Annotated in this window: 19 protein-coding genes; 9 read left to right on the forward strand and 10 right to left on the reverse strand. The window is 43.6% G+C overall.

What is annotated here, in order from left to right:
• Positions 1 to 2: 2 nt before the first annotated feature.
• The 5 genes from HMPREF1536_RS18150 to HMPREF1536_RS18170 form a co-directional block, all read right to left on the reverse strand.
• A complete protein-coding gene (locus tag HMPREF1536_RS18150; RefSeq protein ID WP_028726644.1) occupies positions 3 to 1,769 on the reverse strand; it encodes an ArnT family glycosyltransferase in 1,767 nt (588 codons plus the stop codon).
• Positions 1,770 to 1,866: 97 nt separating this feature from the next.
• Complete coding sequence (locus HMPREF1536_RS18155) at positions 1,867 to 3,426, reverse strand: DUF4435 domain-containing protein (RefSeq protein ID WP_028726643.1); 1,560 nt, start codon at positions 3,424 to 3,426, stop codon at positions 1,867 to 1,869.
• 301 nt (positions 3,427 to 3,727) lie between these two features.
• Positions 3,728 to 6,436, reverse strand: coding sequence for an alpha-L-rhamnosidase (locus tag HMPREF1536_RS18160; RefSeq protein WP_028726642.1), 2,709 nt, complete (start codon positions 6,434 to 6,436; stop codon positions 3,728 to 3,730).
• Between the two features lie 209 nt (positions 6,437 to 6,645).
• Positions 6,646 to 8,127: a proline--tRNA ligase gene (gene proS, locus HMPREF1536_RS18165; RefSeq protein ID WP_028726641.1), complete on the reverse strand. Its 1,482-nt coding sequence runs from the start codon at positions 8,125 to 8,127 to the stop codon at positions 6,646 to 6,648.
• Between the two features lie 299 nt (positions 8,128 to 8,426).
• Positions 8,427 to 9,698 (reverse strand): phosphoglycerate kinase, encoded by a 1,272-nt coding sequence (locus HMPREF1536_RS18170; protein WP_028726640.1) that lies wholly within the window; start codon positions 9,696 to 9,698, stop codon positions 8,427 to 8,429.
• 277 nt (positions 9,699 to 9,975) lie between these two features.
• On the opposite strand from HMPREF1536_RS18170, the gene HMPREF1536_RS18175 reads away from it, so the two are divergent.
• The 3 genes from HMPREF1536_RS18175 to HMPREF1536_RS18185 are packed head-to-tail and all read left to right on the forward strand — an operon-like array spanning position 9,976 to position 12,820.
• Positions 9,976 to 11,127, forward strand: coding sequence for a COG1470 family protein (locus tag HMPREF1536_RS18175; protein ID WP_028726639.1), 1,152 nt, complete (start codon positions 9,976 to 9,978; stop codon positions 11,125 to 11,127).
• Positions 11,128 to 11,130: 3 nt separating this feature from the next.
• Positions 11,131 to 11,871 (forward strand): ABC transporter ATP-binding protein, encoded by a 741-nt coding sequence (locus HMPREF1536_RS18180; protein WP_028726638.1) that lies wholly within the window; start codon positions 11,131 to 11,133, stop codon positions 11,869 to 11,871.
• Positions 11,864 to 12,820, forward strand: coding sequence for an ABC transporter permease (locus HMPREF1536_RS18185; RefSeq protein WP_028726637.1), 957 nt, complete (start codon positions 11,864 to 11,866; stop codon positions 12,818 to 12,820). The genes HMPREF1536_RS18180 and HMPREF1536_RS18185 overlap by 8 nt, the downstream gene beginning before the upstream one ends.
• 88 nt (positions 12,821 to 12,908) lie before the next feature.
• Here the strand turns inward: HMPREF1536_RS18185 and HMPREF1536_RS18190 are convergent, their stop codons facing one another.
• From HMPREF1536_RS18190 to HMPREF1536_RS18200, 3 genes are all read right to left on the reverse strand, one after another.
• Positions 12,909 to 13,376 (reverse strand): alanyl-tRNA editing protein, encoded by a 468-nt coding sequence (locus HMPREF1536_RS18190; protein WP_028726636.1) that lies wholly within the window; start codon positions 13,374 to 13,376, stop codon positions 12,909 to 12,911.
• Between the two features lie 80 nt (positions 13,377 to 13,456).
• Positions 13,457 to 14,518 (reverse strand): GNAT family N-acetyltransferase, encoded by a 1,062-nt coding sequence (locus HMPREF1536_RS18195; protein WP_028726635.1) that lies wholly within the window; start codon positions 14,516 to 14,518, stop codon positions 13,457 to 13,459.
• A gap of 144 nt (positions 14,519 to 14,662) precedes the next feature.
• The gene (locus tag HMPREF1536_RS18200) at positions 14,663 to 15,178 is read right to left on the reverse strand and encodes an outer membrane beta-barrel protein (protein WP_028726634.1); all 516 of its coding nucleotides are present in this window, start codon (positions 15,176 to 15,178) and stop codon (positions 14,663 to 14,665) included.
• Positions 15,179 to 15,329: 151 nt separating this feature from the next.
• Here HMPREF1536_RS18200 and panB point away from each other — a divergent pair, with 151 nt between their 5' ends.
• Positions 15,330 to 16,157, forward strand: coding sequence for a 3-methyl-2-oxobutanoate hydroxymethyltransferase (gene panB, locus HMPREF1536_RS18205; RefSeq protein WP_028726633.1), 828 nt, complete (start codon positions 15,330 to 15,332; stop codon positions 16,155 to 16,157).
• A gap of 126 nt (positions 16,158 to 16,283) precedes the next feature.
• Positions 16,284 to 17,612, forward strand: coding sequence for a cobyrinic acid a,c-diamide synthase CobB (locus HMPREF1536_RS18210; RefSeq protein ID WP_028726632.1), 1,329 nt, complete (start codon positions 16,284 to 16,286; stop codon positions 17,610 to 17,612).
• 3 nt (positions 17,613 to 17,615) lie between these two features.
• Here the strand turns inward: HMPREF1536_RS18210 and HMPREF1536_RS18215 are convergent, their stop codons facing one another.
• Positions 17,616 to 18,353, reverse strand: a complete 738-nt coding sequence (locus HMPREF1536_RS18215; protein WP_044191571.1) for a DNA alkylation repair protein — start codon at positions 18,351 to 18,353, stop codon at positions 17,616 to 17,618.
• Positions 18,354 to 18,424: 71 nt separating this feature from the next.
• Here HMPREF1536_RS18215 and HMPREF1536_RS18220 point away from each other — a divergent pair, with 71 nt between their 5' ends.
• From HMPREF1536_RS18220 to HMPREF1536_RS18235, 4 genes are all read left to right on the forward strand, one after another.
• On the forward strand, positions 18,425 to 18,919 hold the full coding sequence (locus HMPREF1536_RS18220; RefSeq protein ID WP_028726630.1) for a membrane protein: 495 nt from the start codon (positions 18,425 to 18,427) through the stop codon (positions 18,917 to 18,919).
• A 22-nt stretch (positions 18,920 to 18,941) separates the two neighbouring features.
• The gene (locus HMPREF1536_RS18225; protein WP_044191569.1) at positions 18,942 to 20,549 is read left to right on the forward strand and encodes a flotillin family protein; all 1,608 of its coding nucleotides are present in this window, start codon (positions 18,942 to 18,944) and stop codon (positions 20,547 to 20,549) included.
• A 524-nt stretch (positions 20,550 to 21,073) separates the two neighbouring features.
• Positions 21,074 to 22,885, forward strand: a complete 1,812-nt coding sequence (locus HMPREF1536_RS18230; RefSeq protein WP_046151773.1) for a reverse transcriptase/maturase family protein — start codon at positions 21,074 to 21,076, stop codon at positions 22,883 to 22,885.
• 176 nt (positions 22,886 to 23,061) lie between these two features.
• Positions 23,062 to 23,628: a cob(I)yrinic acid a,c-diamide adenosyltransferase gene (locus HMPREF1536_RS18235; protein ID WP_028728754.1), complete on the forward strand. Its 567-nt coding sequence runs from the start codon at positions 23,062 to 23,064 to the stop codon at positions 23,626 to 23,628.
• A gap of 24 nt (positions 23,629 to 23,652) precedes the next feature.
• On the opposite strand, the gene HMPREF1536_RS18240 is transcribed toward HMPREF1536_RS18235, so the two are convergent.
• Positions 23,653 to 24,498, reverse strand: coding sequence for a histidinol-phosphatase (locus HMPREF1536_RS18240; RefSeq protein WP_028728755.1), 846 nt, complete (start codon positions 24,496 to 24,498; stop codon positions 23,653 to 23,655).
• Positions 24,499 to 24,616 lie beyond the last annotated feature (118 nt).

Below are 24,616 nucleotides of genomic sequence, written 5' to 3' on the forward strand. Positions count from 1 at the left end.
TCTTATTTCTCACGAACAAAGCTGCACAGAATAATCGGTCGGCGTAGTTCATGAATGATACGTTCAGAGGAGGTCAATATACTAAATGTGTATTGGCCTTCGTAATTTTTAAGAACTACTTCCAGGTCACTCGGAGTTGTAAAGAAAAATCCACCCTCGGGCATCTCTTGTTCGAAATTATGAAAGCGGTTTCCAAGGTAAAAATTAAGCCCATACAAATTCCTGTATATTCTGAGATTGTTCATCACAAACATATTATTCTCATTCAACGGATATTCTTTCTTCACTCTTTCTGCAAAAGGACGGGCAGAACCATCCTGACGGATACCACGCATAATGACACCGTCAACCAATAAATTGATCGTAAAGCTTAGAGCGATTGTAGCATACAATATCTTGATATTTATCTTTTTGAACATCTGATAAAGCACTGTCAGCAGCGCCAGCAAGACTATAATAACAATGCAAATAGTAAGTCCGTTGCAATAAGAAAACATATTGGATATAGCTTCAACCTGCGATAGCGTAGCGGCACGGCTCGTATATTGTGAAGCGATAGCTACCGGGTCTATAATTCCAGTCATTGTCAATCCAATAGCGATTAATACAACAGCTGTTACAGAGGATAAAAATGCAGCAAATACGCGGGTTACCTTCGTCCTGTATTCAGTGATATAAATGGCATATTGAGCCAGGAATATGGCAATGAACGGATAAGCAGGCATTAGATATACACTTCTTTTACTGGAAGGTATACTATAAAAAAAGATGATACATACCAACGCTACCAGACTGAATAACTTCTCTTTTTCCATAGAAAGAATGCGGTTCCAGCTATCTTTCAGGATTTCTTTCAGGGACTGGTTGCTTTTTTGCCATTTCAATCCGAAAAGAGAAAAGAAGAAAAAGATTGTCCAGGGAATAAATCCGGCAGCCAGTGTCATAAAGTTATACCATACGCCATTTTCATGTCCTAAATTGTAATTGATCTCGGGAGTATCGAGGTGAAAGAAACGTCCGAAGTTTTCAGCCAGCACGAGATCCAGAAACTGGTCTCCGCCCTGCTTCCAGGCTGCAATATACCATAGCAATGGTAAGAACATGGAAGAAACGCCGATATAAAGCAACGATTTGAATATAGTAAGCAGACTATATCTGCGAAGCATCAATAAATAAGCTCCAAATGCAAATAAGGGAAGAATCAAGCCCACCGGCCCTTTGGTCAGTACGGCACATCCTAATAATACAGGTATAATGATCGGTAAACCTTTTAGTTCCAACCTGTCTTCCCACCTGAACAGCTGATAAAGCCCGATAACAATAAAAGTAGTCAGCAACATATCGACCCGGGTTGTCATTGCCGCCCTATGTATTTCTATACAAGTCAGTAGCAGGAGAGTAGCTATAAAAGCCTGTTGGAATTTAATCCTTCGTCCGAAAAAGATAAGCGTGCAACCTATCAGGAATATAAATGCGATGGTAGACGGTAGCCGTGCAGTAAACTCTGATACATATCCCTGCGGATAAGAGAAAACAGCCATTAACCAATGTGCCATAGGCGGTTTGTAAGCAAACTCATTTGCATAAACCTGCGGTAATATCCAGTTTCCTGACTCAAGCATGGATATGGCAACTGAAGCCTCGCGTGGTTCTCCTTTCGTGGAGAAATCTCCCAGGCCGATCCAGGGAAGAACGGAGATTATACAGATGATGATAACCATTGTTACCGGCTTTTGCAGGTAAAGATATTGAAGTGTTGGTGTGCGCATATTCTTCTTGTAAAAAGGACTAAACCAGTTAATGTCGTTGTAATAATTTGCAAAAGAACGATTTTTTACGGACTTTTCCCGCATTTTTGATAACTTTTTATGTCCCTAAGGATTCTTTGATAGATGTGCGTATCACTGCTGCATCCTCTTTGTTTTCCTTCAGTATAGAGAGAATGAGGTTCAGATAACTTTCTTTGTTGCTGATACCGCAGATGTTACACAACCGGCTTTGCGGTAACATTCCCTTCTGATTGTACACGCGGAGGATATTTTTGTAGTCGCAGGTTTCAATATATTGAATAAACTTATCTTTTATCCCATTGTATATTTCATCCACATGTACATTGAAACGGATGCTTTCCACATGTTCGGTCAGTTGTTCGACGGTCGTTATTTTGCGGTCGACCGTCGTCTCCAGTTTCTTACGTACACGATGTTTGGCATGCAGAATCACCTGGCTTTCCAGATCTTTCTCGAATAGTTTGACTACATTCTCTTTTACTTGGTTGAATACCTGTTCGGGATCTCTCATCAGCCGGCTGGCAACAGTCTTGATAACCGGTTTGAGCATCAGCAGATTCTCAACTTCAGCTACATCGGGAACGAAGATATGCTGATCTCGCAGATAGTCGATCTCTCCCTGCGTACGGCGGTCGCGGTCTACGATCCCCATCGATTCCAGCGTATGGAAGTCTTGCAACTGCCGGAAAGCCTTCGTTGTTTCGATCACCTTCTGGCAGCCACCCATCGGCTTGACCATATAATCGGGGAAGATCAGCGGGTAGAGACGGTTGTCGATGCTGTTGGAATCGGTTCCTTCAATGAAAAGGATCGGTTTGCGGCTGCCCAGAATGTCGATATATACTTCTTCGGGCAGACTGTCGTTGCTTTCTATCAGTTGGTAATCCCATACATGGGCGTCGGCATTATAATCCCTGATCCAGATCCGTTTTCCTTCGGGGCGTGAAATAGCAAAGTCGATATCGTGCGTCAGATAAACGAATGTGCAGTCCGGACGCATGGCTTCGATCTCATCCCAAAGCAGGTTCTTGATCGAGTTGTGAAGCAGTATTTCCGGTTCTTCGATCACCAGCAGTTCGTCGGGACGGGCACAGAGCACGGCGCCTATCAGGTAGAAGACGATCTTCTCGCCGTCGCTCATTCTGCCGGCCGTATAAGAATCGCCGTCGCGGCTGGTGGAAGCCAGTTCAATAAAGCCGGATTTCCTGACCAGGCGGTTATGCGGGAACATTTTCTCCCAGATGGCCTGTATGCGGTCTATTTTGGTAACGGGCGGTTCCAGGTCCGGAGTTTGTTTACATGCTTCCTTATAATTTACCGCAGCTTCGAACTCTTCGCTTTGCAAACGTAGGATCAGTTTTTCATATTCTGAAAGACGGGGCATGAAGATGCGTTCCGCAATCATCGATTGAAGTCGGGAAAGTTCGTTGCCTTCAGACTGGATATCTTTATCGTTGCTGTTGATAAACAAAGAGTGCATTCCCGATATCTTCATGGATCGATCAGGATAACGCTCCAGCAGGTCTCTGCCGAATGAGCTTTTACCGGCTCCGTTAGCTCCTATTACAACCAATACGTTTGTATCCAGCGTGATTGGCTCCGGGGCATTCATCTTGGGGGGAAGAATCAGTTCCATACAAGTATAGATTAGTTTTTCTTCCAAAGGTAGTAATTTAAATGAGATCCTATAGCTTTCTAATCCTCAAGTAATAATTCTCTAATGTAAAAGTCTCTATCTATTATATTTTTGACCTTGGTCAAAAACGTTTTCTACCTAGGTGCTAAACGTTTATCACCTGGGTCAAAAAGCTTTACTACCCAGGTCAAAAATATAATAGATAAGGACTTTCGGATTAGTAACAAGTAGCTTTTGCTTTATAATATGCCAGTATTTATACTACTAATAAACGGAATGCCGGGAATGAAAAAGGAGTGCGTCAAAAATGATAACTACCCGAACCGATCTCTATTTCCGTATAGGTAGCAGTGTCGCTTACTTTTCTGACTCCCGGCTGGTTGGCGTGTTTGATTCCGAACTCTTTCGGTATCCGTACAATCGCTGATGTATTGCCCGGAATCGTTATATCCCAGTTGAAAGATCCGTTCTCTTTTTTCCAGGCACTTTTGATTTCTCCGTAGACAGACTCATAAGATGCAGAAACAGAATTTAATCCTTCGGGGAATACTGGTGCCATGATCAGTTTTTTATAAGCGATAGCATCCTGGGCACATTTGATGCCTGCCAGGTCTTCGTAGTACCAGATGATCAGGTCACCCAGCAGCATGACATGGTTGGCGGAGTTCATTGCCGGATCAGCAGTGTCGCCATTCCAGAGTTCCCAGATGGTGGTGGCTCCTTTTTTAACCATGTAACCCCAGCTGGGATAGGTCTCGTTCGTGGCAATTTTCCAAGCCATATCTACCCGGCCATATTCGGTAAGGCCGCGCATCAGGTGCTGGATTCCCAGTACACCAGTGCTGACATGACCACCGAAATCTACCTCTGTTTTCTTTACGATATTGGTAAATACTTTTTCTTCATATCCATTTGGAACGAGTCCCAGACGCAATGACAACATATTGGCTGTAACCGTATTGTTTCCGTATTGGGCTGTTTCGGGATTGAAATATTTCGCATTGTATGCTTCTTTCATCTTTGCAGCCAATTCCTGATAAGCAGCAATATCATTCTCGTGTCCGCTTAACCGGGCAAATTCGCTCATCATATTCAAAAGGCTGTAATACATGGTAGTGGCCAGGATAGCACCATCGGTTTTACGGGCCGGATCTTGCGAATGGATCAGTTCCTGCGATTCCGGAGGCATACACCAGTCGCCGTAGGTGTCTTTGACGATGATGTAATCTTTCATGGCTGTTTGCTGCATGTGTTCCATCCAGCGTTTCATAGACGGGTAATGTCTGATGATACCGCTTTTATCTCCAAACTGGCGATAGAGCAGGTTGGCTACATAGAAATAAGCTGCCGGCCAGGTAACATCGTCGTTATATAATGTCCAATAGCGGGGAGATACATCGGAAATACTTCCTTCGGGACTCTGAGAGTCTTCAATATCCTGCAACCATTTATTATACAGAAGGGCATTGTCGAAGATGAAAGCTTCCCCGTACGCTCCGGTTACGCGGTCGCCCAGCCAGCCAAGGCGTTCGTCACGCTGCGGACAGTCGGTCGGCATTCCCCGGTAATTGCCGCGGATACCCCAATAGGCATTCTTATAGATTTGGTTGACCAGTGGATTGGAGGTTTCAAACTTTCCGGTAGTCTTCATCTCATCATAGATCACAGCACCGGTGAAAGCGGCTAATTCCGGTTTATAATCGAGTCCGGAGATTTCAACAAAACGGAAGCCATGATAGACGAATGAAGGTTTCCAACTGAAATTACCGTCTTTGGCCGGAGTGTAAATATCGGTGACATTGGCTGTCCGCAGGTTATCCAGATAAAGCGAGCCGTCTTCTTTAAGTATTTCTGCGAATGTCATTGTGATAGGCTGATCTTTTTTCCCTTTCAGGTCGATGGCCAGCCAACCGACCATATTTTGCCCCATATCGATGATATATTTTCCGTCCGGTCTTTCGGTGATGTTGACAGGCTTTATTTCTTCCTGAATGCGAAGGTTGGGATTGGCCTGTACGGTTAATTCTCCCGGTGGAGTTTCCATTACATCGGCCGCCAGCCATTTGGAGTCATCGAAACCGTTTTTATTCCATCCCTCCAGTTCCAGTCGTGCATCATATTCTTCTCCGTCGAATTCGTTGTTGGCAATGATCGGGCCTTTGGATGTTACTTTCCATGAAGTATCGCTGAGGATAGTCGTTTGTGAGCCGTCGGTGTATTCGATCTCTAGCTGTGCCAACAAAGAGGGCAAAGTTGCTTTTTGCATATCTCTCATTCCGAAGTAACGTCCGTTACCCAATGCAATACCGATCGTGTTTTTATCTTTCGACAGCAAATCTGTCACATCATATACATTATAATATACGCGGTTAGGATACCAGGATGGCCCGGGTGCGAAAATATCTTCACTGACACGTTTACCATTTATGTAAGACTCGGATGAACCGAGACCTGAAATGTAGAGAACGGCCCTTTGAACGGGTTTGTCTGCTGTAAACTCTTTGCGGAGATAGCGGGCGGCCAGGCGGCTCTTACCCTGATATGTTTCTCCTTGATTGGAAAGATTGTTTTCACCGATCCATGTCGCTTTCCATTCGGAAGGATTAAGTAATGCCATCGACCAGGTGTTTACTTCGCTCCAGTTCGTTGTTCCCTGGTTCGTATTCGATTTAACACGCCAGTAATATTGTTTCCTGGATTGTAACGGACTACCTTCATAAGGAATCTGTATGGAAGCATCGCTTTTTATCTCACCGGTATCCCATAGTAAATCATCTCCGTTTTTCAGCTTGTCGGGAGAGTCGGCTACCTGTATCTGATACGAGGTTTGAACGAGATCAGGTGATCCGGAGGAGATTTTCCACATAAAACGGGGTTGTGATACACCTATGCCAACCGGGTTCTCTTTCATTTCAACCCGGAGATCTTTTATCTTGACCGTAGAACCGGAAGTACATCCGGCCAGTATAAAGACGAAAGCGGCCAATAACGAGGATAAGGTTATTTTCATCTGTATTTGTATTAAGTTTATATAGAATAAAAAAGTATTATTTCTCTTGTCACAAAATTAGAGCTTTGGGCATTGGTCTTAGTTCTAATTTTGACTTTTTTCCTATATAAAATGATACAATAAGACTTTTACGCTATACGGATATGAAAAAAGCGGTAAACTCCTTCAATAGAAGGATGCTTACCGCTTTTGTCTTTTTATATTTATTTTTAATAAGCTCGTGCAAACAATACGCGTTGTGCGGAAGGTTTACCGGTAACCATACATTTACCCGGAGTTTTGTCGCCTTCCAGAGGGATACAACGGATAGTTGCTTTGGTTTCGTTCTTGATCAGTTCTTCTGTTTCGGGAGTACCGTCCCAGTGAGCCATAATGAACAGGCCTTCTTCGATCTTTTCTTTGAACTCTTCGTAAGTCTCTACTGTTACCGTGCAAGCAGTACGGTGGTCGAGGGCTTTCTGGAAGATGTTCTGCTGGATCTCTTCCAACAGGTTCTGTACGTATTCTTCGATACCGTCGCAAGTGATGGTTTCTTTTTCCAGCGTATCGCGGCGCATTACCTCGATCGTGTTGTTTTCCAGGTCGCGTCCGCCCATAGCCAGACGTACGGGAACACCTTTCAGTTCGTATTCTGCGAACTTCCATCCCGGTTTTTTGTTGTCTGCATCGTCAAACTTAACGGAGATACCCATCTTCTTCAGCTTGGCAACGATACCGCTTACTTTTTCGCTGATCTGAGCCAACTGTTCGTTGTTGCGATAGATCGGAACGATCACAACCTGGATAGGAGCCAGGTGCGGAGGCAATACCAGACCATTGTCGTCAGAGTGAGACATGATAAGCGCACCGATCAGACGGGTTGAAACCCCCCATGAAGTAGCCCATGCATAATCGCTCTTACCTTCCTTGTCGATGAAAGTAACGTCGAAAGCTTTACCGAAATTCTGTCCCAGGAAATGGGAAGTACCGGCCTGCAGAGCCTTTCCGTCCTGCATCATCGCTTCGATCGTATAAGTATCCAAAGCACCAGCAAAACGTTCGCTGGCAGACTTGACACCTTTTACAACCGGCATAGCCATATAGTTTTCTGCGAAGTTAGCATATACTTGCTGCATTTTCTTTGCTTCGATCTCTGCTTCTTCCCGTGTTGCGTGAGCTGTATGTCCTTCCTGCCACAAGAATTCTGCGGTACGGAGGAATAAACGGGTACGCATTTCCCAACGCATCACGTTAGCCCATTGGTTAACCAGAATAGGCAGGTCGCGATAAGACTGGATCCAGTTACGATAGGTATTCCATATAATTGTTTCCGATGTCGGGCGGATGATCAGTTCTTCTTCCAGTTTGGCTGCCGGGTCAACAACAACACCTGTTCCGTCATGATTTGTTTTCAGACGATAGTGTGTTACAACGGCGCATTCTTTGGCGAAACCTTCTACGTGTTCAGCTTCCTTGCTCAAGAATGATTTCGGGATCAGTAGAGGGAAATAAGCGTTTACGTGACCTGTTTCCTTGAACATATCGTCAAGAATACGTTGCATCTTTTCCCAAATTGCGTATCCGTAAGGTTTGATAACCATACAGCCACGTACGGCAGAGTTTTCCGCCAAATCCGCTTTAATCACCAAATCCTGGTACCACTGAGAGTAGTTTACACTTCTCTTAGTCAGTTCTTTCAGCTCTTTTGCCATTTTCTTTAATTCTATGTTATTTTCAATGATTTTCGAATAATGTCGGGCAAAGGTACAAAAATATTTAGATAGCATTTCAATAAGTATGGTTGATATTGGAATATATTCTAAGTAGAATTAAGATAGGGAACCAAGAGTTGTTTCATACTGAAGAAACTTTTGTTTCTACCGGATGAAACTTTTGTTTCACTATAGAGAAACAAAACCTTGAAGCTTTAGTGATAATCAGAGGTCTTTAAACAAACAAAGGCTGTCACCTTTTCGGGGACAGCCTTTGGGTATCTGATGAAGAGTATTTCTTATTTGTACGGTTCGCCCTTTACAGCAGCGATACCCGGAAGAACTTTACCTTCGATAGCTTCCAGCAAAGCACCACCACCTGTAGATACATAAGAAACGGCGTTAGCAATACCGAACTTGTTTACGCAGGCAACAGAGTCGCCACCACCAACAAGAGAGAATGCACCGTTCTTTGTAGCTTCAACGATAGCGTTACCTACTGCACGAGAACCGTCTGTGAAGTTTTCGAATTCGAATACGCCTGTAGGACCGTTCCAAAGGATAGTCTTTGAGTTTTTGATAACCTCTGAATAGATTTCGATTGTCTTAGGGCCGATGTCAAGACCTTCCCATCCGTCAGGAATTTCGTTAACGTCAGCATATTTAGTGTTAGCGTCGTTGCTGAAAGCATCAGCGATCTTTGCGTCAACAGCCAATACCAGGTTTACACCTTTTTCTTTTGCTTTCTTCATCAGGTCGAGAGCCAGATCCAGTTTATCGTCTTCAACGATAGAGTTACCGATCTTGCCACCCATAGCCTTTGTGAAAGTATAAGTCATACCGCCTGTTACGATCAGGTTGTCTACCTTGTTCAACAGGTTTTCGATAATTTCGATTTTAGAAGAAACTTTAGAACCACCCATGATAGCAGTAAACGGACGAGTGATGTCGTTCATTACTTTTTCTACGGCTTTTACTTCTTTTTCCATCAGGTAACCGAACATCTTGTGGTCAGTATCGAAGTAATCAGCGATCAGTGCAGTAGAAGCATGAGCACGGTGAGCAGTACCGAAAGCATCATTTACGTAGCAATCAGCGTAAGAAGCCAATCTCTTAGTGAATTCTTTCTGGCTTTCTTTTACTGCTTTCTTAGCTGCTTTCTTTTCGTCGTCTGTAGCATCTTCGGCCAAACCTCTTGGTTTGCCTTCTTCTTCAGCATAGAAACGAAGGTTTTCCAGTAATAAAGCTTCGCCTGGTTGTAAAGCAGCAGCTTTAGCACCAGCTTCTTCGCCAATACAGTCGTTAGCAAACTGAACTTCTACGCCCAGTAACTCAGATACGCGACCCAGGATATGCTTCAGTGAAAATTTATCAGTAGCGCCTTTTGGACGGCCCAGGTGAGAACCTATAATTACACTGCCGCCGTCTGCTAGGATCTTCTTAAGGGTAGGAAGAGCGGCACGGATACGAGTGTCGTCTGTGATGTTGAAGTTTTCGTCCAATGGAACGTTGAAGTCAACTCTTACAAATGCCTTTTTGCCGGCAAAATTGAAATTGTCAATTGATTGCATAACTCTTATATTTAAATTTCTGTATAAAATGTCTTTCTTAGCGCTCGCAAACTTACATAAAATATTTTATTTCAATGTCACATTTAGATAATAATTAGGTCTGTTTCGCATACCAATGACTTTCCGGCGGATTTATCTATTATATAAACGTATAGTAAAGTACTTGTTGTTGCAATAGAATTTTTTCAATACTTTTAATAGTTGCTAATAATCTCTGTTTATATATTTGCCGATAGCTAATTAAGTAATCATTTTTGTATACTCTATAAAAATTATTATGAAAATGCAAATTAACTGTTTAAACCTGCTATTGGTGCTGTTATTGGGTGTTATCCCTTGTAAGATCCACGCTACAGACACAGTAAAGAGCGTGATGTTGTATACTCCCTACACGAAGATTTCTGTTCCGCCGGGAGAGTCTGTTGATTATAGTATTGACGTCATTAACAAAAGTGACGAAGTAAAAAACGCAAAGATTTCCATTGAAGGAATGCCTCGCGGATGGAATTATGAGATCAAGTCCGGTGGTTTTACTATCAGTGAGTTATCGGTCCTTCCGGATGAGAAAAAGAATTTCTCTTTGAAGGTGGAAGTTCCTGTAAAAGTGAATAAAGGAACATATCAATTCATCGTTTCTGCGGATGGAATGACAAAACTTCCTCTTACGATTACCGTATCCAAACAGGGAACCTACCAGACGGATTTTACAACAACCCAACCCAATATGGAAGGGAATTCAAAATCTACATTTACATTTAATACGACTATTAAGAATCGGACAGCGGAGCAACAACTATATGCCCTGACCGCCGATGTTCAACGTGGATGGAATGTCGTTTTCAAACCGAACTATAAACAGGCAACTTCTGCTCAGGTAGAACCTAATGCCACTCAAAATATTACGATCGACATCAATCCTCCGGCGAATGTGGCTGCCGGAAGTTATAAGATACCTGTTCATGCATCGACCGGCTCGACCTCTGCCGACCTCGAACTGGAAGTGGTGATTACAGGTTCGTATGAAATGGAACTGACTACACCGAGAGGACTGCTTAGCTCGGATATTACAGCCGGTGATGTCAAACGGATAGAGCTGATGGTAAAGAATAACGGCTCTGCCGAACTGAAAGATATTGCGCTCTCGGCCAGTAAACCGGTGGATTGGGAAGTTACTTTTGATCCGGCTAAGATCGTAAAGTTAGGAGCAGGACAGAGTACGAATGTCGTAGCCACGGTAAAGGCTTCGAAGAAAGCCCTTCCGGGTGATTATGTTACTAAAATGGAGGCAAAGACACCGGAGGTCAATGCTACTGTCGATTTTCGCATTTCTGTAAAAACTCCGATGATCTGGGGATGGGTCGGTGTATTTATTATTGTAGTAGTGTTGGGTGGGGTGTATTATCTGTTCCGCAAATACGGAAGGAGGTAAGCCATGTTGCAGCATGTTATCGAACTTACCGGCCTGACTAAAAAGTACGGTGGTTTTACTGCAGTAAACGACCTGAATCTCACAGTGGAGAAAGGTGATATATTTGGTTTGCTCGGCCCAAACGGCGCCGGTAAATCAACTACTATCCTTATGATGCTGGGATTGACGGAGCCAACTGCCGGGTCGGTTATGGTATGTGGCATAAATTCGACTACCCATCCGATAGAAGTGAAACGGAAGGTTGGTTATCTACCCGAAGATGTCGGTTTTTACGATGATATGACCGGCATCGAAAATCTGGTTTACACAGCGCAGCTGAATGGTATTGCGAAGGAAGAAGCTGTGCAGAAAGCGGTTCAATTGCTTGACCGGGTAGGACTGTCTAATGACGGAAAAAAGAAAGCCGGTAAATATTCTCGGGGTATGCGTCAACGTCTAGGACTGGCGGATGTGTTGATAAAAGAACCTGAAGTGATCATTTTAGATGAGCCGACTTCGGGTATCGATCCTTCGGGTGTGCGTGAATTTATGGATCTGATCCGTCAGTTAAGCCATAAAGACGGGCAGACAGTCTTATTCTCTTCCCACCATCTGGATCAGGTTCAGCAGGTCTGCAATCGGGTTGGGCTATTTAGCAGTGGCAAGTTACTGGCCGATATCAGGTTGGCGGAGTTGCAGAAAGAGGAGCATGCACTCGAACATATTTATAATCGTTATTTCGAAGGAGGTAAAGAGCATGAATAGAATATATCATCCTTTTTGGGTCATTGTAAATAAGGAAGTATCCGACCATGTGAGGAGCTGGCGGTTTATCATCCTGATCGTTATTATTGCCCTGACCTGTATGGGGTCGCTGTATACTGCTCTGACTAATATCGCAGCCTCCATCAAGCCGAATGATCCGGATAATGCTTTCCTTTTCCTGAAGCTGTTTACGGTTTCGGATGGAACGTTGCCTTCCTTTGTTGTCTTTATCAGCTTTTTAGGGCCTTTATTGGGGATCGCTCTCGGATTTGATGCGATAAACTCTGAACAGAACCGGGGTACGCTCAGCCGTATCTTGTCACAGCCGATCCACCGTGATTATCTGATCAATGCGAAATTTGTAGGAGCACTGATCGTTATAGCGATAATGTTGTTCTCGCTGGGATTTTTGGTGATGGGGTTCGGATTGATAGCTATTGGGATTCCGCCTACGGCAGAAGAGTTTTTACGGATGGTATTTTTTATTATCGTTAGTATCTTCTATGTCGGCTTTTGGTTGAATTTGTCGATCTTCTTTTCAATTCAGTTCCGTCAGGCGGCTACTTCTGCGTTGGCTTGTGTGGCTATCTGGTTGTTCTTTAGCGTATTTTATAACATGATTATAAACCTGATTGGGAAAGCATTGAGTCCGTCAGGTTATGCCAGCGATTACCAGATAATCAGTTACCAACGCTTTATGCTTAATTTACTGCGTTTTGCCCCCAGCCAGCTGTTCAATGAAGCAACGACAACATTGTTAATGCCTTCAGTGCGTAGCCTGGGGCCCTTGACGATGGAACAGGTTCATGGCGCAATTCCCAGTCCCTTGCCATTAGGACAGAGCCTGCTGGTGGTATGGCCGCAGTTGACAGGGTTGATTGCCGCTACACTTATCTGTTTTGCTTTATCTTATGTCTCTTTTATGCGCCGGGAGGTGCGCTCGAGGTAATTTGATTTTAATATTTAAAGGCTCCTGTGTTACTTAATCAAAGGAAGTAATCAGGAGCCTTCTTAATATATTAAATGTATAGAAATTCTTATTTTGCTTCCAGCTTGAAACGAAGTCTCAGCCTATTATCCGTATAGTCGTAATTCAGTAATTTAAAGCGGCCAATTTCGGATGTATTGTTAACATGGGCACCGATACATGCGCAGGCATCATAATCGCCGATACGTACGATACGCAATGTCTCGCTGGCTTCTTTCGGAAGTTTGCTCAGGTCTACTATATCGGCGGCAGCTTCTTTTGTCATAAACTCGATGACAACCGGCAGATTCTGGTCGATCACTTCGTTTACTCTGCGCTCCACTTCTGCCATAGTTTCAGCAGTAGGTTCTTCCGTTAAAATGTAGTCACACTTGCTCTTCTTCCTTTCTATATGAGCATTTTTGGAACGTGGGCATCCGAACATCCGAACCATTGTCTGGTTCAAAATGTGTTCTGCACTATGCATCGGTGGATACTCTGTCTTATTGTGCTCGTTTAATTGAATTTCTTGTTCCATATTAATTATTTTGATTGATGAGGTTTACTGCAACTTGTTTTAACTTGTGTGATTTTTTGCACAAGTTGATTAATATATTTTTACTTCAACTCCTTCCTCAGTAAACTATATACATTAATATCCGTATACTCTCCGGAAGATAGTAATTCCCCATCACGTTCCGTACCTTCCAGCGTGAAGCCTAAACGTAGAGGAATGGCGTTACTTGGTTGATTGCCTACTGCACATCGTATCTGGATGCGGTTGAAATCTTTTTCAAAGAATGCCCATTCGCAGAGATAATGAACGGCCCGCGTAATAACACCTTTTCCCCGATACTCAGGAAGCAGCCAGTAACCTATTTCCGTGCGGTGGTTTGTCCGGTCTGAGAAATGGAAACCGATCAGACCGCAAATCGCAAAACCTTTTTCGATGATATATACGACATCCCGTTCTTTGTAAGGCACTTTTAATGTGGATTCCAAGAATGACTGTTCATCGGCAACACAGTTTAAGCCATCGACAAACGGTAACCAGATCCGTAAATCCTCACGATGTTTATCGATTGCCTCGTATATGATTTCTGCATCCTCATAAATAGCTTCCCGGATCGTATAACCCGGAATTCCGAAAGAAGAGGAGTGGGGGCGAATGCTTTTTTCAAACGCTTTGCGTTTTTCTCCTCTGTAGGGAACTTCTCCTGAATAACTGAATCCTAAAGAATCTATTAAGCGGAGCATATATTGATTGTCGAAGTTGGTGTCAATGCGAAATTCATAGACGCCCTTGCTACGACTTACTTCTTCCGCCTGCAACATAAAACGTTTTGCCAATCCCTGGCGTTTCATCTCTTCGGCTACGGCCAATCGGTGAACTACCATATAAGGAAGGTCGTTTGTCCATTTACCGTCGATTTCTTTGTAGGCGGGTTCTCCGTCGAAAGAAATAACGCCATAAGTGACAGCTATATTATCTTTATTACAAAAGACATATCCGTCTCCCGATTGAATATCTTTGGCAATGTTTTCAAGTGCCGGATAATTCTCATCCCATTGATGGCTGTTCAACCGTCGCATTTGTGCTTTGGCTTGTTTGATAATTTCCCAGATACGTGTTATATCTGCTTCTTCTGCTTTCCGGAATAGTAAATCTGAATGGTCCATATTGTATTCTTATATTTCAGTGGATGCAAATATAATGATATATTCCGGGCAACAGAATATTTTTTGAAGAAGTGGTGTTCGGAAAGAAAAAGAGCCTGTTTATCCAAGTTGGATAAAGACAGGCTCTTCCTGTTTGATTGATAATTAGAATTCGTAATGGAAACCGAAGCTAAGGTCTTCAGAACCCAAACTAACACCGGATGTGCTGTTTGAATATTTATAGTCATCACGGTAACCGGCAAATCCGTATTTAGTAACGAATGTCAGGTTTTTGCAAATTTCAAGTGCGATACCCGGTTTGATACCGATCTCAAAACCATTGTTGCTATCATTATCTTCTACTTTGGAGGTTGAAATGCCGACTCCACCGTCCAGGAACAGACGTACAATGCCTCTTTCAAAGAAGGAGAAACGGGCATAAGGTGCAAAGTTGAAAGCATTGGCTTTTATACCCTTTTCTTTTAAATGAGTATAACCGATCTCGGCAGCTATAGCCCATGTTTTGTTTAAGTTGTAGCCGACTTCCGGTGCGATAGTGAAATTGGTCAGATCGGCATTCTTGTTGTGAGTAAGGTTAAATGAACCACCTACGTAAATCTGTGCATTGGCACTGATGATTGCTATGAATGCAACCACCATAGTTAAAACTAACTTTTTCATTTTTGCTTGTATTATATAAACGTTAAATCTAAACGGGTGCAAAGATAAATAAAAATAAACATATGTTGTACGGCATAAATATTTTATTGTTTGTCTTGCTAATTACAGATAATCCTTAACTTTGCCGCCGTAACAATTAACAAAAAGCATTATGTCAGTTGCAAAGAGGGATTTAGATGATACAAGAAAGGTGACTACACATCGCCTGATGGAAATGAAACAACGCGGAGAAAAAATCTCCATGTTGACAGCTTACGATTATTCAATGGCTAAACTAATCGATCAGGCAGGTATGGATGTTATTCTGGTTGGCGATTCAGCATCGAATGTGATGGCCGGAAATGTGACAACGCTTCCTATAACGCTGGATCAGATGATTTACCACGGTAAGTCGGTTATGAAAGCCGTACAACGTGCATTGGTCGTGGTCGACCTGCCTTTCGGTACTTATCAGGGAAACTCGAAAGAGGCTTTGGCTTCCGCTATCCGTGTGATGAAGGAAACACATGCCGATTGTATTAAACTGGAGGGAGGAAGTGAAATAAAAGAATCCATCGAACGTATTCTTTGTGCAGGTATTCCTATCATGGGGCATCTGGGATTAACTCCGCAGTCTATTAATAAATTCGGAACTTACACTGTACGTGCCCGTGAAGAGGCTGAAGCACAGAAGTTGATCGATGACGCCCATTTGTTGGAGGAGATCGGCTGTTTCGCTATTGTGTTGGAAAAGATCCCGGCACAATTGGCTGCACGTGTAGCTTCCGAACTGACTATTCCTATTATCGGTATCGGTGCCGGTGGAGGTGTAGACGGTCAGGTATTGGTTATGCATGATATGCTGGGTATCAATATGGGATTTTCTCCTCGTTTCCTTCGCAGATATGCCAATATCGGTGAAGAGATCACTCGTGCGGTGCAAGCCTACATCGAGGATGTAAAGACACAGGACTTCCCGAACGAGAAGGAGCAGTATTAAGATTACTCTCATATGCAGGTAACATAGTTGTGCCATGCCTGTGGCACAACTGTGCAACCTGAATGGCACAACTGTGCCAAGGGCATGGCACAGTCTTGCTTTAACACTTACTTCACCGGAATACTTATGAAATCTCATCTGCTAATAGGTGCCGCCTCTTCAGGAAGCGGTAAAACAACATTTACATTGGGACTCCTTCGGGCATTGAAGAACCGAGGCGGTAATGTCAGACCTTTCAAATGTGGGCCTGACTATATTGATACGTGTCATCACAAGATGGCGGCCGGTTGCCCCTCTGTCAATCTGGATCGTTTTATGATGTCGGAACAGCATGTCCGTGATCTATACGATCGCTATACGGCGGAGGCTGATTATGCTGTTACTGAAGGGGTGATGGGACTTTTTGACGGATATGACGGCATGAAGGGCAGCAGTGCCGAGATCGCTGCAACGTTGGATATTCCGGTGGTGCTGATTGTCAATGCGAAAAGTACGGCTTATTCCGTTGCTCCTTTGCTATACGGTTTCAGGAATTTCTATAGAGGGATCAAGCTTGTTGGTGCTGTTTTTAATTTTGTTGCATCCGAAAGTCATTACTCTTTCCTGAAACAGGCTTGTCGGGATGCCGGAGTGGAGGCGTTGGGATATCTTCCTAAACAGGCGGATGTTGAAATACCCAGCCGCCACCTGGGATTATCGTTGGACGAGACCTTTTGCTTTGATGATTTTGCCGACCGTATAGCCGGATTGGTGGAAAAGTATGTCGATATCGACCGGCTTTTGGAATTGACGGCTTATCAGCCGGGTGTTATGAAGTCATCTGTTGATCTATTACCGGATAACGGATCATCTTCCTTTAGAATATCGATAGCCCGTGATGCTGCCTTCAACTTCGCTTATGAAGAGAATATCCGCATGTTGCATCGATCAGGTAAGGTTACTTTTTTCAGTCCGTTGAAGGATACGGAATTACCCGAGTCCGATTTTATTTATTTGCCGGGAGGCTATCCGGAACTATATCTGTCTGAATTATCATCCAATCAGTCCATGCTCCGGGCGATCCGTCAGTATGCGGAAGCAGGAGGGAAGTTGTTGGCCGAATGTGGCGGGATGATGTATTTATGCAACGAGATAAGATCGACAGAAGGAACCGCTTATCCGATGGTTGGCCTGCTCGACCAGTCGGCAACAATGGAACAGATGAAACTGCGTCTGGGATATCGTACCTTGCATTATAAAGATTATGTTTTGAAAGGGCATGAATTTCATTATTCCCGTATCTTGCCAGGTGAAGCACCTCTTGTCTCGGTCGCTACGGCACAGACGGCGAAAGGCAGTTCTGTCGATACGCCGCTGTACAGGTATAAGAATGTCTTGGCCGGCTACACCCATCTTTATTGGGGTGACGGTGCACACAACCAGTGGTTTACCGATTACTTGAACGGACTTATCTAGCCATTATTTCGCCATCGCCTGTGCCTTTAACTCTTTAGGCATCTTCTCAATAGCATATCTTAAGGAAGTGCGGGGCATAGTCGCCTTTTTCGACATCACATAATCGAATACTTCTTGTTGATGCGCTTCGCTGGCGGCTTTCAGCATCCAGCCGTATCCTTTTTGTACCAGATCGTCCGGATCATAAAAAAGAATATCTGCTATCTCGAAAATATCCTGTAGAAACAACCCTTTTCTGGCGGGGATAATCAGGGTGACGGCAGCCGCCCGCTTAGTCCATCGGTTATCCGACCGTGCCCATTCTTTCAAGCGGGATATATATTCCGGATACATCTCCAAGAGTGTTCCGACGCTGTGGTTGCACAAAGTATCGCATGAGGCCCAATTACTTACATAGTTGTTTACCCATTTCTCAAAGACGGAAAAGTCTTCCGGTTGGTATTGTGGATGGAGGTAGTAAGACCAGTTGCAGGCAATATAAGATTCTTCCGAGTATCCCGACTCCCATAATGCTTCACATAACGAAAATATTTCATTTTTAGGCAGTTCCTTGATCTCTGCATAAGACTCTTTACTGATTTTGTTGACGGTAGGTATCCTTACGCCGTGATACATGATCTTCTCTTTAAAGAAGTTCTGGGCGGTCTGCCGGGTCTTTTCGTCTATGTTTTCTGTGAGTGATTGCTGTACTTTTTTTATGATCGTCTGCATAATGGGATATGAATTATTTCTTGCAAACATACATATTTTTATTATATATGCCGATTATATTGAAATAATCCTTATTTTCGTATAAACTAATAATTCATACCATGGTCAATACTATTTTTCTTGGTATCGCGATCGTTGCTTCAGCAATATTTCTGATACAGTTTATCATGTCTATCTTTTTCGGCGACCTGGATACAGATACGGATATAGATGCCGACCTTAGCAGTGCCGTATCATTTAAGGGATTTACTCATTTTTGTATCGGCTTCGGATGGTATATGTACATTTCAAACAGCACGGCTATATCGACTTTTCTGATCGGTATCCTGATCGGTCTGGCATTCGTTTTCATTCTGTGGTTTCTCTATAAGAAAGCCTATCAGCTTCAGAAAGAAAATAAACCGGAGAAAACAGAAGCGCTGGTAGGAAGGGAATGTACAATTTATGCCCGCGACGGGATCCGGTATATCGTTCAGGTAGCCATGAATGGCGCATTGCGTGAGATGGAAGTCCGCTCGCTGGAAGGAAAAGATTATCAGACAGGCGATCGGACAATTGTTTGCAAAGTAGAATCAGGGACAATTTATATACAATAATAACAAACTCAACAATTAAATTATGACACAGGAAATGCTAATTATGGTGGCCATTCTGGTGGTGGTCATTATCCTATCTTTTATCGGGATACTGTCTCGTTATCGTAAATGTAAGAGTGATGAAGTGCTGGTTGTGTACGGTAAGACAGCCGGAGAAAAATCAGCAAAACTGTATCATGGTGGGGCGGCATTTGTGTGGCCGATCATTCAGGGATATGAATTCCTCTCCATGAAACCTCTTCAGATCGACTGTAAATTGACCGGAGCCTTGTCCGCCCAGAATATCCGTGTGGATGTGCCGACCACGATCACGGTGGCGATCAGTACGGATCCTGAAGTTATGCAGAATGCCGCAGAACGTCTGCTGGGCCTGCAACCGGCAGATAAGCAGAACCTGATTACCGATGTCGTATATGGCCAGATGCGTCTGGTTATTGCAGATATGACTATTGAGGAATTGAATTCCGACCGCGATAAGTTCTTGTCTAAGGTTCGTGATAATATCGATACGGAACTGCGTAAATTCGGCCTTTACTTGATGAATATCAATATAAGTGACATACGCGATGCGGCCAACTATATTGTCAATCTCGGTAAAGAAGCTGAAAGTAAGGCCTTGAATGAGGCACAGGCCAATATCGAAGAACAGGAAAAGCTCGGTGCTATCAAGATCGCTAACCAGATCCGCGAACGTGAAACGACCGTAGCGGAAACGCGTAAGGATCAGGATATCGCTATTGCTGAAACCAAGAAGCAGCAGGAAATATCCGTGGCCAATGCCGATAAGGAACGTATCGCCCAGGTAGCTGTTGCCAATGCTGAAAAGGAATCGCAGGTAGCTCGTGCGGAAGCCGATAAGAATATCAATATCGAAAAAGCCAATACAGATAAGGAAAGCCGTGTTGCCGAACTGAACTCCGATATGGAAATCAAGAAAGCCGATGCAGGGAAGAAAGCCGCTGTCGGACGAAACGAAGCAAACAAAGAGGTTGCCAAGTCTGATGCCGAACTAGCCGTAACCCAGGCCGAAGCAAGCAAACAAGCCGGTGAAGCTGCTGCCCGTTCGGAAGCCTCTGTACAGGCAGCTCGCGAAATAGCCCAGCGTGAAGTGGAAGAAGCAAAGGCCAAAAAGGTAGAATCAGCCTTGAAAGCACAGAAGATCGTTCCGGCGGAGATCGCCCGCCAGGAAGCTATTCTACAGGCTGAAGCAGTGGCCGAAAAGATGATCCGTGAAGCCGAAGCGAAGGCAAAAGCTACGTTAGCTCAGGCAGAAGCCGAAGCCCGTGCCATCCAGATGAAACTGGAAGCCGAAGCCGAAGGTAAAAAGAAATCATTGCTGGCTGAAGCCGATGGTTTCAAGGCAATGGTTGAAGCAGCCGAATCGAATCCGGCTATCGCTATCCAGTACAAGATGGTGGATCAGTGGAAAGAAATTGCCGGCGAACAGGTGAAGGCATTTGAACACATACAGTTGGGTGATATTACCGTATTTGACGGTGGGCAGGGTACAACTGGTAACTTCCTGAACCAATTGGTTAAAACGGTTGCCCCAAGCCTTGGCGTTCTGGATAAATTACCTATGTGCGCCCGTAAAGGTTGCATCGTAAACATCTCTTTGGCAAGAGATTAGGAAAGTGTTCTTTGAAAATAACCTATCATCAGCCGACTTATCTGTTTTCGGGAAAACTTAACCGAGCAGGGAGTGTAGCATGTCGGAAAAGTCATAAGTCAGTTAGTTACCAAACTGCGACTGAATGGCGAGATGAAAAGATAGATATGAGGATAAAGTCCGAATTGATTAAACGATAGTCCGAGTGGTTCCCCTTTAGGCTATGGCGTAAGGTAACTATCAATCGCCATATCGTGATACTACTTCAGTGTATAGGTATGAATGTAGCAAGAACTTATCACGACACAACCGCAGTAAGCGAGTGAAGGACGGAAGTCGTATCCGACAATCTATCATGCCAACAGTTACGATGTAATAAACGGGGATTACCTATCCCGAAGTGCCGAAAGGCTATTAGGTTTGACCTATGAAAATTCGGAGTGGTAACGGAGCTTCCATAGTAGTCCGAGCAAGGTAACGCCTTGTACATGGCGAAGGGAAGCAGCTAATTATTAATACAATTAACGGAAAATGTGAGAGACATTATGAGAAGTCCAGAAAGAGTATTAAACAGTCTATCAGAACACAGTAAGGATGTAAGCTACAAGTTTGAACGTCTTTACAGAATTTTGTTCAATGAGGAAATGTTCTATGTTGCCTATCAGCACATCTACGCCAAAGAGGGCAACATGACTAAAGGTTCGGACGGTCAGACCATTGACAACATGAGCCTGAAACGAATTGAAAAGTTGATTGATACGTTAAAAGATGAAACGTACCAGCCCCAACCGTCAAAGAGGGTGTACATACCGAAGAAAAACGGTAAGAAAAGACCTCTTGGCGTACCGACTTTCAATGACAAGTTAATACAAGAAGTAGTAAGAATGGTATTGGAAGCCATATACGAGGGAAATTTTGAATACACCTCGCATGGGTTTCGACCCAATCGAAGCTGCCATACTGCATTAACTCACATCCAAAAGGAGTTTAGCGGTGCAAAGTGGTTTGTAGAGGGAGATATAAAAGGTTTCTTTGATAATATAAGCCATGATGTATTAATAAACATACTCAAGGAGCGCATTGCGGACGAACGCTTCATACGCTTAGTACGCAAGTTTTTGAAAGCGGGATATATCGAAGAATGGCAATTCCACAATACTTACAGTGGCACACCGCAAGGGGGTATCATCAGCCCGATATTGGCTAATATATACCTTGACAAGCTGGATAAGTATATAAAGGAATACATAGCCAAATTCGATAAAGGGAAGAAACGAAAATTCAGTAGAGAAAGTTTGGACTTCGGCAATGCAAGAAAACGTATTGTGCGAAGATTGAAGTCCGTAAAAGACGAAAGGCAAAGGGTAAAGCTAATCCTTGAACTGAAAGCAATAGAACAAGGACGGGCTAAATATCCCAATGGCGAAGAAATGGATGCCGATTACAGGAGAATGAAATATGCGAGATATGCAGATGATTTTCTCGTGGGAATTATCGGAAGTAAGCAAGATGCGCAACAGATAAAGGGAGATATTAAAAACTTCCTTGCTGATAAACTGGCATTGGAACTGTCTGATGAAAAGACACTTGTCACCCATACCGAAAGACCTGCCAAGTTTCTCGGATATGAAATTACTGTAAGAAAGTCCAACGACCAAAGACGTGATAAACGGGGTAGATTAAGAAGAACCTATGGTAAAAGGGTCTGCTTGAATGTCAGTATGGAAACTGTCCGTAAAAAACTGTTCGATTGGGGAGTCTTGGAAATGACAAACCGTAACGGAAAGGAAATATGGAAACCGAAATGTAAATCGGGACTGATATTCAATGACGACCTTGAAATCCTTGATAGCTATAATCGGGAAATCGTGGGTTTCTATAATTACTACTCCATAGCCAACAACTGTGCCCATGCCTTGAATAATTTCAAGTACATCATGGAATACAGCATGTACAAAACGTTTGCAGGCAAATATAAGTGCCGCACACGCAAGGTAAACAAGAAATATCGTAAGAACGGTAGGTTTATCATAAAGCACATGACTAAAACAGGTGTAAAGGAAAGATACTTTTACGACGGTGGCTTCAAACGCAAGAAGCCCACCTATAAATCGGAATGTGACACCATGCCACGAACAATTTATACTGCGGGGCGGACAAGTCTTGTTGAAAGGCTGAAAGCCCATGAGTGTGAATTATGTGGAGCGACAGACGACCTTGTTATGCACCATGTAAGGAAACTAAAGAACTTGCAGGGTAAGGAAAGCTGGGAACGACACATGATTGCCCGCAAACGCAAAACGATTGCCGTGTGCAGGAGTTGTCACAAAAAGATACATGACGGAAAGATAGACTAAAATTAGTGGAGAGCCGGATACGCTGAGAGGTGTAAGTCCGGTTCGGGGGCGAGCATTTGGAAACCTACCATAGAAATATGACAAGGCGCTGGGTGCTTAGCCTACCGGAGAAACTGTAAAAGGAATTATCCATCCGGATGATAAAGAAGATAAGAAAGATACAACGAAAAAGTAATATGAGAATTTACACAAGGGGAGGAGATAAAGGTCGTACCGGTATTCATGGCGGCGAACGGGTGGATAAAGACGATATCCGTATCGAAGCAAACGGCACACTGGATGAAGTGAATGCACAAATCGGTGTCGTACGGGCTTTATTGCCTCCCGAACATGAATGGCAAGATGTGCTGGGTAAGATACAACGGGAGTTGATGGTGGTCATGTCGCATGTGGCGACTCCATCGGCTATCCGCGATAAGAATCCTAATGCCTTATCGGACGATCTGGTAGTTTTCTGTGAACAACAGATTGACACGCTGACGGCACAGATGGAGGATAACGGATTTTTTATCCTTCCGGGGGGAACATTGATTTCCGCCCACCTTCAATTGGCTCGTACGGTTGTACGTCGTGCTGAACGCCGTTTGTGGACATTGAACCGGCAAGATCCTGTTGAAGAGAATATCCTTCAATTCACGAACCGTTTATCTGATTTGCTTTTCACAATGGCTCGTTATGAAATGTTCCGTCAGGATCATACCGAGGAACGGTGGCAATCCTTCTTGTATAAGAGAAAAAAATAAAGCGACTTTAAAGTCGCTTTATTTTTATATGGCAACGTCCTGCCAGTTTCCTTTTATTAATTCGCGGGTTGTTCTGAAACCGATCTCTTTTAGTATTTCGAATGCTTCACTACGCCCATCATTCACCAGATCAGGATAATGACAGTCGGAATTGACCATTACCGGGATATTCATATTTTTCAGTAAACCGAGATATTCCTTGCGCGGGAATATCTGTTGTTTTTTGATCAGGTTCTTCGTGTTTACTTCCACCATTAATTCTTTTTGAGCGATCAGGTCGAGTACCGCATTAAATGGCTTCTGGTACCAGTCTGCATCAAAGGAAAAACCTTCGCATTTATGCCCGTTCATATAGATCTTGTCCATGTGTCCGACGATATCGATGCCACCGGCTTCGATCATTTTCAGTGTCGAATCGAAATAACGTGTCACCAGCTTGCTTATCTTTCCTTCAAAATAACGGTCTACCGAGTCTTTGTAGTCGGCAAAAGCCCCATCGATACAAACCATATTGTCTTCACTCAGGTGTTCCGACAAGGGTAGGAAATGAATGGAGCCGATCCGGTAATCCAATGGCAGTTCCTGAAAATAAGCAATGGAAGGGTTATAAGTTTCGTCCAGATAATCAATTTCCAAAGAAGTGTATATTTCCAGTTGGCCGGCATATTTTTCTTTCAATCGGTTTATCTCCTCCAGATATTCGGGCATATCATCTTTCGACATATTCCAGAATGTTTCGAAAGGCAGGGGCGAGTGTGAAGAAAATCCGTACGCTCTGAATCCATGCGATATAGCGAACTTTACAAAATCTTCAGGCGTACTACGCCCATCACAGAATGTGCAATGACTGTGATAATTACTGAGTTGCATAAAATTATTGTATTGTCTATTATTTTCGGTAGGCAAAGATATGAAATCTTTCCGTCTTATTGAAGTGGCTTCACGGTAATAAATGAAGAAGTTGCAGAACGCTTAAGATATACGCTGT

Source organism: Parabacteroides gordonii MS-1 = DSM 23371, from assembly GCF_000969825.1.
GTDB lineage: Bacteria > Bacteroidota > Bacteroidia > Bacteroidales > Tannerellaceae > Parabacteroides > Parabacteroides gordonii.